General features: G+C 60.5%; 9 protein-coding genes. 4 read left to right on the top strand and 5 right to left on the bottom strand.

Annotated elements, in window-relative coordinates; all coding sequences use genetic code 11:
* Positions 1-69: 69 nt before the first annotated feature.
* Both RX330_RS28740 and RX330_RS28745 read left to right on the top strand, forming a co-directional pair.
* Positions 70-3,978, top strand: a complete 3,909-nt coding sequence (locus tag RX330_RS28740; protein WP_317240714.1) for an RHS repeat protein — start codon at positions 70-72, stop codon at positions 3,976-3,978.
* 242 nt (positions 3,979-4,220) lie between these two features.
* Positions 4,221-5,345 (top strand): acyltransferase family protein, encoded by a 1,125-nt coding sequence (locus RX330_RS28745; protein ID WP_317240715.1) that lies wholly within the window; start codon positions 4,221-4,223, stop codon positions 5,343-5,345.
* 30 nt (positions 5,346-5,375) lie between these two features.
* Here RX330_RS28745 and RX330_RS28750 read toward each other — a convergent pair whose 3' ends face one another.
* Positions 5,376-6,842 (bottom strand): lipopolysaccharide biosynthesis protein, encoded by a 1,467-nt coding sequence (locus RX330_RS28750; RefSeq protein WP_317240716.1) that lies wholly within the window; start codon positions 6,840-6,842, stop codon positions 5,376-5,378.
* A gap of 125 nt (positions 6,843-6,967) precedes the next feature.
* Between RX330_RS28750 and RX330_RS28755 the strand changes: the two genes are divergently transcribed.
* Together RX330_RS28755 and RX330_RS28760 are read left to right on the top strand one after the other, a co-directional pair.
* Complete coding sequence (locus RX330_RS28755; protein ID WP_317240717.1) at positions 6,968-7,801, top strand: polysaccharide pyruvyl transferase family protein; 834 nt, start codon at positions 6,968-6,970, stop codon at positions 7,799-7,801.
* A 1-nt stretch (position 7,802) separates the two neighbouring features.
* Complete coding sequence (locus RX330_RS28760) at positions 7,803-8,918, top strand: glycosyltransferase family 4 protein (protein ID WP_317240718.1); 1,116 nt, start codon at positions 7,803-7,805, stop codon at positions 8,916-8,918.
* A 17-nt stretch (positions 8,919-8,935) separates the two neighbouring features.
* Here RX330_RS28760 and RX330_RS28765 read toward each other — a convergent pair whose 3' ends face one another.
* From RX330_RS28765 to RX330_RS28780, 4 genes are read right to left on the bottom strand one after another with little or no spacing between them, the layout of a single operon-like run.
* Positions 8,936-10,024 carry an acyltransferase family protein gene (locus RX330_RS28765; RefSeq protein WP_317240719.1) on the bottom strand — a complete coding sequence of 363 codons (1,089 nt, stop codon included), beginning with the start codon at positions 10,022-10,024 and terminating at the stop codon, positions 8,936-8,938.
* Positions 10,021-11,127, bottom strand: a complete 1,107-nt coding sequence (locus RX330_RS28770) for an acyltransferase family protein (RefSeq protein WP_317240720.1) — start codon at positions 11,125-11,127, stop codon at positions 10,021-10,023. The genes RX330_RS28765 and RX330_RS28770 overlap by 4 nt, the downstream gene beginning before the upstream one ends.
* An 8-nt stretch (positions 11,128-11,135) precedes the next feature.
* A complete protein-coding gene (locus tag RX330_RS28775; protein ID WP_317240721.1) occupies positions 11,136-12,473 on the bottom strand; it encodes a hypothetical protein in 1,338 nt (445 codons plus the stop codon).
* A gap of 7 nt (positions 12,474-12,480) precedes the next feature.
* Complete coding sequence (locus RX330_RS28780) at positions 12,481-13,692, bottom strand: acyltransferase family protein (protein WP_317240722.1); 1,212 nt, start codon at positions 13,690-13,692, stop codon at positions 12,481-12,483.
* Positions 13,693-13,899 lie beyond the last annotated feature (207 nt).

Consider the following 13,899-nt stretch of genomic DNA (forward strand, 5'->3'; position numbering starts at 1 on the left):
CACTCGACAGAGAAGGTTGAACGCAAATCCCTGCGAGCAATTTTGCTTGCGCAGAAACTCGAGTGAGCAATGTCAGACCAGACCATCCTCTCCGCCAGCGGCTTCATCAACTCCATCGGCGTCAACACGCACGCTGGCTTCGGGTGGACCGGCTACAACAATCTCGCGATGATGGTCGATGACCTCGAGTATCTCGGCGTTACCCATCTCCGCGACGCCTTGGGGACCAGCCCGGCCGCGCAACCGGTCGTCGAGGGTCTCGCCGCGGCCGGCTACAAATTCGATTTCCTGGTGTCGTCCGCGCTCCCCCAGACAGGGACGGTCGGGCTGCAGAACTACATCGCCTCGCTGCAGAAATTCGTGACGAGCCACCCGGGCAGCATCAGCGCCATCGAAGGGCTCAACGAGGCCAATCACCAGCCCTTCAGCTACAACGGCAGCTCGAGCCTCACTGCCGCGGCCCAATTCCAGAGTGTGCTCTATCAGGCCGTCAATGCCAACGCGACGCTCGCCAGCATCCCCGTCTACAATCTGTCACTGGCCTACAACGATCCCCAGGGCTACAGCCAACTCGGCAACATGTCGGGCTCGGTCGACTACGCCAACGCCCACGCTTATGTCAGCACCGGCCTGACATACAGCAGCTCGATTGCGGCGACGCTGAGCGCCGTCATGTCCGCGGCGCCCGGCAAGCCTGTCGTCATCACGGAAACCGGCTACACCACCCAGACCAACACCCAATATCTCGGCGTCAACGAGACGGTGCAGGCCAAATCGATCCTGAACACGCTGGTCGTCGCCTACAAGGCCGGCGCGAGTGCGACTTACCTCTACGAGCTGTTCGACCGCGATTCGTCTGCAGCCAACACCAATCCCGAAGCTAATTTCGGCCTGTTCAACTCCGACGGAACGCCCAAGCTCGCCGCAACGGCGATTCACAACCTCACGACCATTCTGGCCGATGACGGCAAGGGCGGCCAGCAGCCGACTGATCCGCTGAACTACACCCTGAGCAATATGCCCGCGACAGGCAACAGCATGGTGCTCGGCAAGAGCAACGGCGCCTACGAGCTCGTCGTGTGGGCGGAGCCGAAGCTCTGGAACGACGGTACCGACACCGAGCTGACCAACACGGCCCAGACGGTCACGGTGAACCTCGGCGGCGTCCATCATACCGTGAAAGTCTATGACACGCTGACGGGCACCACGGCGATCGCCAGCTACACCGACGTCAGCACCATCACCATTCCGGTCAGCGATCACCCCGTGATCATCGAGATCGACGCACCGCCGACCACGGCTGTCCCGCCGGACACCAGGACCAGCGTCACCGGGACGGCTGCGGAGATCGTACCGCAACTGTCCGACCTGAGCGACTCGACGGCGCTGCAGACGATCACGCTGACCGACTCCCACGTCCTGCAGGTCGCGTCGAAGGCGACCATGGACTACATGATCGCCCATTACGGCAACGCGCTCTCCAAGATCCAGGGCGGATATTCGTTCTCGGTGACGAATTCGGCGGCGACCTGGACCAGCACGAGGACTTTCGATTCGAGCGGCAAGCTGCTCTCGAAATCCGACACCGGCCTCAATTCAAGCGGGCAGCCGACCTCGACCACCGTCGTGTACAGCGACGGCTCCAAGGACGTGATCAGCTACACCGGCGGCGTGCAGACCAAATTCGTTCATGTCGGAACCGACGCAACGCGGACCACGGACACCTACAACACGGCCGGCACCCTGCTGAGCGAAGTCGTCCAGAAGTCCGACGGCTACTACTCCACGACGCTCTACACCAACGGGGTGAAGACCGCCGCCTACGTCAAGAACGCCGACCGCTCGCAGGACAACTACACCTACAACATCACGGGCAAGAGCTTCACCACCCAGGTGCAGCATCTCGACGCCTCGGGGAAGGTCGTTTCGGTGATCCGCAGCCATGCCGACGGCTCGCTGGACTCGACCCAGGTCTACAATAGTGACGGTAGCAGCGTGATCACGTTGTACAGCGCCACTGGAGTGAAATTGATCGAGACCGCCTACCATGCCGATCGCAGCAAGGATGTCTGGACGTACAACATCAAGGGCCAGAACTATACGACCCAGCACGACGTCTACGATTCGACCGGATTCCTCACGACCCTGACGCGCCTGCATGCCGACGGCAGCCTGGCCTTCGAGCTGATGAAGACCGCCGACGGCACCAAGACGACCAACTGGTACAATGCCGCCGGCAGCCTCACCAGCGAGGTGGTCGAAAAGGCAGACGGCTTCACCTCGACGACCCTGTTCAGCAATGGCGTCAAGACGAAAGCCTATATCAAGAACGCCGACGGTAGTCTGGACAACTATGCCTTTGGCATCACCGGCCAGAGCTACACCACGCTGATCCAGCACATCGATCCGTCCGGCAAGGTAACGTCCGTCATCCGCAAGCACGCGGATGGCACGCTCGACTATACCCAGGTCGTCAACAACGACGGTAGCAGCGTCGTCACCATCTATGACTCGGCGGGAGTACGGACGAAACAATCCGAGTACCACGCTGATGGCAGCAAGGACGTCTACCTCTTCAACATCACCGGCCAGAACTACACGACCGAACACGATGTCTACGATGCAACCGGCTTCCTCACGACGCTGATCCGGAAGCACGCGGACGGCAGCATGGCATTCAAGCTGGTGCAGAGCAAGGACGGAACCAAGACAACGGACTGGTACGATGCCAAGGGGGTCCTCACCAGCGAGGTGATCACGAAGGCCGACGGTTACAGCTCAACAGCGGTCTATACCAACGGCTTGAAAACTGCGGTCTACACCACCAATGCCGACCTGAGCCAAGACAATTACACCTACAACATCTCCGGTCAGACCTATGCCACGCAGCACCAGCATCTCGATGCGACCGGCAAGACGACGGAGGTGACCCGCTGGCACGCTGACGGCACGCTCGACTATACCCAGGTCGTCGGCAGTGACGGCGGCAGCGTGGTGACCAATTACGACGCTTCAGGCATCAAGAAGACACAAACCGATTACCACGCGGACGGCTCGAGGGATGTCCATCTCTTCAACGTCGTCGGTCAGAGCTACACGACAGAGCACGACATCTACGATTCCACCGGTTTCCTGACCAGCATCGTGCGGACCCACGCCGACGACAGCCTGGCATTCACCCTTGTGCAGAGCGCCGACGGCACCAAGACCTCGGGCTGGTATGACGCCAAAGGAATCATCACCAGCGAGGTGACGACCAAGAGCGACGGCTACAGTTCCACCACGATCTACACCGCCGGTATCAAAACCGCTGCCTACATCAAGAATGCCGACGGCACGTCGGACAATTGGAACTACAACGTCACCGGCCAGTCCTACACGACGCAGCACCAGCACCTCGATGCCTCGGGCAATATCGTCGAGATCACAAGGACCCACGCCGACGGCACCCTGGACTATACCCAGGTCATCAATAATGACGGCAGCAAGCTGACCGACATCTATGACAGCGCCGGCATCAAGACCCAGGAGATCGCCAGCCACGCCGACGGCTCAAGGGACGTCTTCCTGTTCAACTTCAACGGACAGGCCGGCCTCACGCAGCACGAGAACTACGACACCGCAAAAGCGCTGCAGTACCTCGATCAAACCAAGACCGACGGCACCCACAACGTCACGGCCGTCGCCAGCGGCGTGACGATCCAGGGCGGGGCCGGCAACGACGTGTTCTCGGCGGCGCCGAGCTCGACGACCGTCGCGTACGACCACGGCCACGATCAGATTCTCAACTTCCAGGCCGGCAGCGGGACGACGCACGACACGATCGCGATCTCGAAACTGCTGGCGGAGGACTACAGCCACCTCCAGATCATGCAATCCGGCACGAACGCGCTCATCACGTTCTCGGCCAATGACTCGATCCTGCTGAAGAACGTCTATGTCTCCAGCCTGACGAGCCACGACTTCGTATTCGTCTGAGCCGGCGAGACCTGCCGAACGGATGCCAATGGCGCTGGGGCCGGGACCATGTCCCGGCCCCTGATCGTTCCACGGGCGTCTGCCTCATCGATGAGCAGAGGGCTGACTGCCATCCGCAATTGGATGAGCCCTATGAATTCGGAGGGAATGCCGGATTGCGCCGTGTCGGCCGGCGTGCTTGCGAACTTGCGTCACAATTCGTCTCTAGAAGCAGACGGACCGCGCAAGGATACCGAGCCCCGATGGAAGCCAGTGAAGCAAGACGTTTTGTCGTTCTCGACTTCTACCGCTTCGTCGCCGCGCTCGGGGTCTTCATCTTCCACCTGAAGCTGATCGACACGGGCATCTCGCCGGCCTGGAACGGGTCCTATGGCCTGTTCGTGGACATGTTCTTCATCCTGTCCGGCTTCGTGATCTCCTACTCCTATCCTTCAGGCTCGACGGGCCTGCGCTCCTATGCGCGCTTCCTCGTGAGGCGGATCGCGCGAATCTACCCTTTGCATCTGCTCACCTTGCTGATATTCGCGATCCTTGCCCTCATGGGCATATCCGGTCCGACCTCGCACGCGAGCTGGACGGATTTCATTCACAACCTCTTCCTCGTGCAGGCGTGGGGCATCACGGATCACCTCAGCTTCAACTCGCCGTCCTGGTCCATCAGCGCCGAACTGTTCTGTTATCTCTTGTTCCCGTTGTTCATGCTGCTGGCCGGCAGGATTTCGCCGCTGATGCTCGCGATCATCGTCGCGCTCTCTTATGGAATCCTCGCCCATGCTCACCTGCCGATCTGGCAGGAACGCTCGCAGATGTACGGGGCAACCTACGATTTCGGAATATTACGGGCCCTTCCGAGCTTCCTGAACGGGATTCTCCTGACTGTCCTGTTCAGGCTCTCGAGCGACTATCGCAAGAAGCCGGTCGCATTCGCCGGAATCGCGCTGTTTATCATCTCGATCCTGGTGCTCAACTTTTTTGCCAAGCCCGACCTTGCAATCATACTGTTCTCTGTCGCGATCCTCGTCACAGCCACTGGAGAAAGTGCATTCAAGCGGTTTCCCGGCTCTGACTGGCTTGGCCGCCTCGGCAACACGTCATATGCGATCTACATGGTGCACGAAGTGCTGCTGATCCTGCTTTTCAAGCCGGCCTGGCACTATCTCGGACTTCAACCAAGCATGTTTCCAGTGTTTGCATTGGTCTGCTGCATCATTCTGACAGTCGTTGCCGACGTGACCTATCGCTACGTCGAAGATCCCGCTCGAAAACTGATCAACCGGCTTATGCCCGGCGGTGCAAGATCAGCCCGGATCCCAAAGGCCGAGCCGCTCGATCTTGCCGAGACCAGACAGGCGGCAAACGCAAGCTAGGCGGGTGGTGCGTGCTGCCAGATCTTGCGGCTAGGTCCTCGACGATCGTCGCACACGACCCCAGACTTCCTGGCATATCCGCACCACGGCCGGCCGGGCGACAGCCATGACAACGGCGAGGTAGACCGAAGAACCAAGCAGCACGAGCGCGGCGAGACGCAGCCATTGCGACGTGGCCGGCATGGTAACGGAGGCAGCAACCACCGCGCATGCCATCACCGCAGAGCCCGCAAGTGCAGGCATCAGCGCCGCGGCATAGGACCTGATACCGAGCGCCAGTATCCGCATCGAGGCTCCCGCGGATAGGGGATACAGCAACAAGGCGCGACCAACGTAGCCGACAGCAATCGCGACAAGGCCAAACGGCGCAGCGAGGATGAAGATCGCTATGTTCGAAACCGCGTATATCAGCGTCAGCCACGTCTGCCAGTGCGGTTTTCCGAATGCCAGGATCACAGAGTGATTGTAGAGGCCGATCGTGGTCAGGAATCCGGTGATCGACATGATCGCGAGCAGAGGGGCGGCCTCGCCCCACTTGGCTCCGAAGAAGCCGACGATGAGATCCGGCGCCAGAACCGCTATGCCAGCGAAAAGCGGGGCCGTCAGCAGCGAGGTGTACATGACGAAGTCAACCAGCGTCGAACGTGACGCTTCCCGGTCATGCTGGAGGCCAGCGATGGTCGAAAAGAACACGCGGTTCAACGCGTTTCCGATCACCGTACTCACGGCGTTGACCAGGCGCTTGGCGAGGCTGTAGAAGCCCGCGCCGGCTGCGCCGGTGTACCAAGTGACAAAGATCAGATCGGCATTGGCATTGGCGAAATTGGTGATTCCTGTCAGCGCCACGTAGCGCGCATAGCTCAGGAGTTCGATAACGGCCTGCCGGCTGACCCGGAGCCCGGGGCGCCAGGGCGTCAGAATCCAAAGGCTGACCAGCGAGATCAACGAAGTCGAGACGAGCTGTCCGACCAGCGCAACGACCCCGTAGCCCTGTATCGCCAGCGCGATCCCTACAGCCCCGCCAACCGAGATTGAGGAAATCGAACGAATGGCGAGGGATCGAAAGAGCTGGTTGCGCGTCAACCAGGCTTCGTGCGTCCGTGAGAGGCCTTGCACGGCCACCACGATGCAAAATCCTTTGAGAACGATGGCAAGATCCGAAAGACCCGAGAATCGTTCGATAGCGCCGCTCGAGGCGAACAGCGCGAGCGCTGCAAACAGGGAGAGGCCCGCGATGAGCCAAAACGAGGCCGTGTAATCCTCATCCTTCGGTGCGGGGCGCGCCTGGACGGCGATCGCGATGCTCTCGATCAGGACTGCCCGGCAGAACTCGAGCGCCAGCGCTCCCGTTGCCACGATGCCGAGAATCTGCGGCGACAGCAGCCGCGCCATGATCATGTAGATTGCGAGCGTGAGAGCCTGCCCGACCGCAGAATCGAGTGCCGACCAAATAACGCCCGAAACGATCGAGCGCGGCTTGATAATCTCGTGGCGCAATTGGAAGCCTGTCACTATTTCGGGTTAGGCCGACCTTCGTCGACGAGCCATTGGCTGCAATGGTCCAATAGTCGCCTTGTTTACGAGGACACTACGGCAAGAAAGCAGCTACGATCCGAGGCAGCATGAATTTTCGAGGCAATCTACGGCGACTGATCAACGAGGTCGGCTGCGACTTTATTCATCAACTGCCCTATCCGCACGTGGACTTGTTCTTCTGGCGTCCCGACGACGGAACGATAAATTTCGGCGACTACCTTTCGATCGTCGTCGTTGACCATCTCTTGCGGCATTTCGGGTATACGCTCGCCGACGAGGTGCCGCGGCAAACACGCTTGTTCGCGATCGGCTCCGTGCTCCATTACGCGCGAGACGGCGATGTGGTCTGGGGAAGCGGCGTAAACGGGCGCCTTGGGCAGGGCGACCTCAACCGACGCGTGCAGAACTTGGACGTGCGAGCGGTGCGCGGCCCTCGTACACGGGAGGTTCTGCAGCGTCGGGGCATCGTGGTACCTGAAGTGTTCGGAGACCCCGCGTTGCTGCTTCCTCAGCTGTTTCCGAATCGCTTTCACCCCACTGCCAAGAAGCCGTGGGTGTTTGTTCCGAATTTGCACGATTTGAGTCTCATCGACCCTACCGCCGATACAGTGGTATCACCGCTGGGATCCTGGAACCGTCGAATTGACGCCATTCTCGAAGCTGAACTGGTTCTGGCTAGCTCGCTCCACGGCATCATCGTCGCCGAGGCATTCGGGATACCGGCTCGATACGTGCGACTGAGCAGCGCAGAAGCCGAGTTCAAGTATCGTGACTACTATGAGGGCACCGGCCGGTTCGCCGTCGAGTTTGCCACAAGTATTGAAGAAGGACGCGAGATGGGTGGAGCAGCGCCCCTCAGCTTTGACCATCGTGCCTTGATGAATGCATTCCCGATCGACCTCTGGGGCGGAAAGAGCTGACATGGCCAAGCGCCTCCGCGTGGCCATCTACGCGCCGCATTTTGCGGAATATTCCTACCGGCTCGCAGCGGGACTGGCACATCATTGCGACGTCCGCCTCGTGCTCAACGCCAAGGATGCGAACCAGCAATGGGAACTGGCGGATATCGCCGTGGCGGCGCCGTTCGAGACCCGAATCCGCGACCTGAGCCTGCGCCGCGGCGGCGCGATCGGGATCCCCGCGTCCTTCTTCGACATAATATCGTTTCGTCCGGACGTGATTCATTGTCACGAAGTTCCGGAGATCTACACATCCAAGTTGATCCAGCTGCTCCGACCGCTTGGCATTCCCCTGGTGCTGACGGTTCACGATGCGATTCCGCATTCGGAGGGCGGCTCCGGCACCTCGCCGCGTGAAGATGCCTGGCGCGAGCGCATGCGCGCGGCCGCATCGGTCGTCACGACGCATGGCGAGAGCTGTATTGCCGATTTTCGCCGCGCCTCGCCCGGCTTCAAGGGCGAGACCGTTTCCAGCATGCACGGCGTGCTCATGGTTCCGCCGGCCAAGGGGGCGCTCGCCGAGCCGGAGGCCGCGCGAATCCTGTTTTTCGGACGGATGTGGGCCTACAAGGGCCTGGACGTGTTCATCGATGCGATCGACATGTTGGCCCGGCGCGGCGTGGCGCATGAGGCGATCGTCGCCGGCCGCGGACCCGAGATGACACGGCTCGGCGCGCGGATGGAGGCGATGCCGACGGTCAAGGCGATCAACGCCTATATCTCACCTGCGGAGACCGGACGGCTGTTTCAATCCGCGACCGTCGTTGCCCTGCCCTATAAGGATGCAACGCAGAGCGGCGTGCTTGCATCCGCTTACGGCAACGCCCGTCCGGTCGTTGCCAGCGCCACCGGCGGCATTCCCGACGTCGTGACGGACGGCGTCAACGGGCTGCTGGTTCCTCCCGGCGATGCCACGGCACTGGCCGACGCACTCGAACGGGTGCTGACTTCAAAACCTCTTGCCGCGACATTGACCGAGGGCGCACGGCAGACTGCAGCCGGCCTGCTGAACTGGGATCGCATCGCCGCGCAGCTTCTCGGGTCCTATCACAGGCTGGCCGGCCGGACCGTGAGCTGACCGCGACCCACTGCCTCTCAAACCGATTGCTCGATCTGCCGTCGAAAGAACACGCCGCGGATCGCGCCGTCCAACAGGCGCCTCAGCCTGACCTCGATCAATTCATAAGTAATCGCGCTCGCAACGAGTGACATCACCAGCCCGAGCCCGATGAAGGCGGCCCACAGCGGCCAGCGGTCGACGCCGGCAGCAACCAGCTTCAGGCCGATCACCTGCAGGGGAAAGAGCACGAAGGGGTGCACGAGATAGAGGCTGTAGCTGATCTTGCCGACATATTGCAGCGCCGGCGTGCTCAGCGCCCTGCCGAGGCCCGATTCCGGGGCGAGCACCATGGCGAACAGCAGAAATCCGGGAACGAGACCAACGAAGGGGTGAAACAGCACGAGGCTCGCATACAAGGCGGCGCCGCAGACCACGCCCGCGAGCAGCCCGAGGCGGCCGGGAATGGAGATGCGAAATCCCGTCGCACTGAATAGCATGCCGATGCAGAAGAACGCAGTGATGGGCCAGCGCATCAGGCAGGCCAGACCCAGCAGGATCAGGGGCGCCGCGAGCAGCCGGCCCCCGCCCCGCCACATCGAGAATGTCAGCGCAAACCAGATGTAGAACGCCCATTCATAGGTCAACGTCCAGGCGTTCTGCTGCGCAATGGGCAAGCCGAGCGCGTCCTGCACGAAGAACAGATTGGCCGCAAAGATCGTGAGATAGCTGGTCAGATCGATCCCGCGGAAGAACTTGTAGGCCACGATCGGCCCGATCACGAACAACGCCAGATGCAGGACGACGAACACCGGCATGATACGCAGCACGCGGTCGTAGAAGAACCGCGAGAGCGAGCCGTGCCGCACCAGGCTCGCCGGAATCAGGAATCCGCTGATCATGAAGAACAGCTCGACACCGTGTCCGCCGACATTGATGACCGATTGCAGCCAGGGCCAGAGCGGCGGCAGGAAGCCGGGATTCGGGATGTCGTACATCCCTGCTTTAGGCATGTCGTAGAAGTGATCCATCAGCACGCTCAGCGCCGCGATGGCCCGAAGTCCCTGGACCGACGGAACGAACGATCCGTGATCGGCAGCGCCCGGCTGGTGCGGTGCCTTGATCACTCCGCGGCACCCTGGGTGCCGAGGGCCGGCTCAAGGATGACAGGCTTTCTTCGCGCCGAGCGGAACCTCTGCCCGAAGGCAATGCTGGGCTTCTCGATGAACGCGAATGTCATCCAGCTGACGAGGATCGACAGTGCCAGGATCACGACCAGGAAAATCGACCATCCGAGCGGCCCGTCGCCGAACCAGACGAGGCGATGGATGAAAACGATCACGAACGGCGACATCAGGTAGACCGAATAGCTGATCACGCCGACGAATGCCATCGGGCGCCAGGCCATACGTTCGCCGAACACGGCAAAGCCGATGAAGACAAGCGCCGCGCAGATATACGCCGATCCGATCGAATAACTGTAAAAGAAATTCTCGTGATACACGCCGCCGAACCGGCGGTCGGACAGGGTGGCGGCGAAGACCGCATACAAAAGCGTGCAGACGGTCACATGGGTCCACCGCAGCTTGCCGCCAATGACCGTGTCGCGGATGATCTTGCCCAGGAACATCGCCGAGAGGTTCAAGCCGACCTCCATCACCGAGGAGACTGCCCTGCTCTCAACGAGAAGTGCCGCTGTGGTTCCCACCAGCGCGGCGGCAACGACGATCGTCACCGCTGTGAGGCGCTGGTTGAGTAGCCCCATCGCAAAGAGAATGGTGCATCCGACGTAGAACAAGAGCTCGATCGCCAGAGTCCAATAGAACACCCAGAGATTCGGCACGTTCACGAAAGTCTGCAACATCGTCACGTTAGCGGCGACCTGCCCCAGCGGAAAACTCTTCGAATCCAGCAGCTGCACCAACGTGAGCCCGACAACGATCGAAGTCCAATAAGCCGGGTAGAGCCGGAAGAAGCGGCTGATCGTAAAATCGCGCACAGGCGTGGCGCTGTCCGGGAAGCTGAACGGAATGACGAAGCCGCTCACGAAGAAAAACAACACGACGCCGAACCGGCCAAAGTTCATGTAGTAGCCGAATATATCGTGGAGGGGCCCGTAATAGACACCCGTCGGATGCTTTTCGAGAATGACCTCGAAGACGTGCTGGACCAGGACCGCCAGTACGGCAATGCCGCGAAGCGTATCGATGAATGCGAGCCGTTTATGCATCGTTCTTCTCACCTGCTTCCGCTCGCCGCCGGTATATCCGGGCGGAAGCCTTCCAATGGCGGCATCGGTGGCCGCATGATGATTGGCACGGCGTCACCTGCCCGCGCGAAGGTCGCACGCCGCGAGAACACTTCGCTGAAGCTCAACGCGATGATGAGCAGGCCGGACGCCGGACCGTAGTTCAGAACTGTGATCGTGAACAGGTTGACGACGAAGATCAGCGTCAGCTTGTAGACGTCGGTCGCTGCGAACGTCGCCCGGAACACCATCACCATGAAGGCGACGAACGGGAGACCGAACATCAGGTACGTACCGATGTAGAAATTGTCGACCGGAACCCAGAAATGCGCAAGCGGCGAGAACAGCTTCTGCGGATAGTTGAAGCAGCCAACGCCGCAACCGGTTACGAGACCGATGGGCATGAGCTGGTTCAGGTAGACGAACGGGAGTTGCCAGCTGTTGTTGATGCGATCGACGATGCTGAACAGGGTTGTGTGCGGCACCGCGGCGGTACCGGAGGCAAGCACGATCATGAAGAACGGCACGAGGATGGCGGCAAACGACCACAGCGCAATGGTCCGAATCGCGGGAAAGCGCGACTTCTCCGGCAGCATCCGCACGAACAGCAGCAGAACCAAGTAGATCACGAGGACGATCATGGTCGTCTTGCTGGTCGTCAGACGGATGATGTAGATCGCAAGAGAGCCGTACAGAAGACACCACATCGTGCTCTTGCGGATCGACGTAATTGCGAAGGACACGAGTATGAAGAAGGCCGCCATGGTACTTTCGGCAGCAAAGCCCGTGAGACGCTGATCGTCACCTCCATAGGCCCACCATAGGCGGCCCGCCTCACGCACGGCGCCGAAGGACTCATATTTGTAGCCGACCCAGGGCATGAGATAGAATTTCGTCAGCAGCACGCCGATCAGCGAGAGGTAGAATGTCGCCGCGATGACCGACAGCAACTTCTTGTAAGAGCCTAAACTGGTGTCGCAGAAGCAAAATCCGACGAACACCGGGAGCATCATCTTGAACGACGACATCGCCGCGTTGGCTGTTCCCAGCATGAAATAGCCGAGCACCAGCGACAGCATGATCTGCACCAGGACAACTGCAGCCAGGATACTGCGATTGCGCAGGATACAATGCACGATGAACTGTACCAGGCACAGAAGCGCAATGCCGTCTGGCACGAACCAAAGCGTGTCCAGATGCATGATGCTGGTGTAGTACCGCATCAGACCGCCGAAGGCGTCCCGCACCAGATAGGCTCCGAGCGCGATCGCCTCGATGTTGAGACTGATCAGCGTGATACGGCGGGGTTGCGGCGCGAAGGTGCTCATGCCCGGCTCAATTGCTCAGCCGCGCCGACCGGGCGGTGGATGGCGCAAAATCCGGGGAGCTTCCAAATACATTTCGCAGGAGCTTGCCGCCGGGAATTTCGACATAGCGATGGGTGAAGTGCGAAACCGCCAGCACAGCGGCCAGTGAGACGACGAGATTCAGCGTAGCCGGCAGCCCTGCCCAGCTCGAATCCAGGGCGGCGATTCGCCCCGCTCCCACGGCCCGCACGAAATATTCAGCCAGCAGCACCACGAGCGCGTGCACCATATAGATGGAGTAAGAACGGCGCCCGAGCCAGAGCAGAGGCTTGGCTCCCAGGATCCGCGGCACCAGCAGCGCATCCGGAAAGGCCAGCAAGCTGCCGAGGAAGATCGCGAAGATGACTGGGGCAAGGAACGTCGCCGCAGGATTGGTCTCCGCCAGGGACACCAGGGCGACGCTTGCGATCATGGCGACGAATTGCAACGCGCCCTGTACGGCTGGGGCCGGTTTGGCCGGCAGGCGATCGACGATCCTCACCATCAACACGCCCAGGAAAAAGCCGACGAAGCAGCGCAGAAGACCGAAATCCGTCTGAAGCTCGAGGCTCTTCTTTTCGAGCACGAAGATGATGAAGACCAGACTTCCGACCGCGAGCAGCCCGCAGAGGACATAAAACCACGACAGCGAGCGCATGCGCAGAGCAAGCAGAACGATCAGGCCAAACACCAGATAGGTGTAGAACTCGACACTGATGCTCCAACTCGGTGCATTCCAGCTGAGATAGTCGATGAAGCCCATCGAATGCAGCAGCAGAACATTGAGGCCGAACGAATAGGCGTTGTTCACCTCGAAGGCCGTCGGGGCGGCGACCACGACGCCCGCCATGACCAGGCCGATGCGCAGCAGGCGAAAGACGAGGTTTGCGAGCAGCATGACGATATGCAGCGGGTAGACTCGCGCCAGGCGCCGTATCATGAATTTGCGCAGCGAGAAGCGCGTGAAGTCGCTCTCGATGTAGCTCAACGCCATGACCATTCCGCTGAGAACAAAGAACAGATCGACCAGCAACCATGCGCTCCTGAAGAAGGAGCAGTCGATCCAGGCGTTGTGCGGGAATACCGCGAGAAATGTCGGCATCAGCAGCAGATGGTGGATCACCACCGAAGTCGCGGCGATGCCCCGGATGCTGTCGAGCGGCTGGACATGCGCCTTCTCACGATGAACCAACTCCGTCACATCAACATTCCGTGCCTGTTGCATCGCAGCAGTGTGTATCAGGTCGCGCGCGTGTTCAATCTTTGCGATCGCTGACTGGCATTCGATGCATGACGCCCGACGATAATTTCAAGGCTCGCAGATTTTTCGGACATGCGAGCGCCAAGTTCATGCCACTTTTATCCGACGCGCGCCTGCTTCGGCGCGCAAGCCAATCAACGTGGGATG

The organism is Bradyrhizobium sp. NDS-1, from assembly GCF_032918005.1.
In the GTDB taxonomy this organism is placed as follows: Bacteria; Pseudomonadota; Alphaproteobacteria; order Rhizobiales; family Xanthobacteraceae; genus Bradyrhizobium; species Bradyrhizobium tunisiense.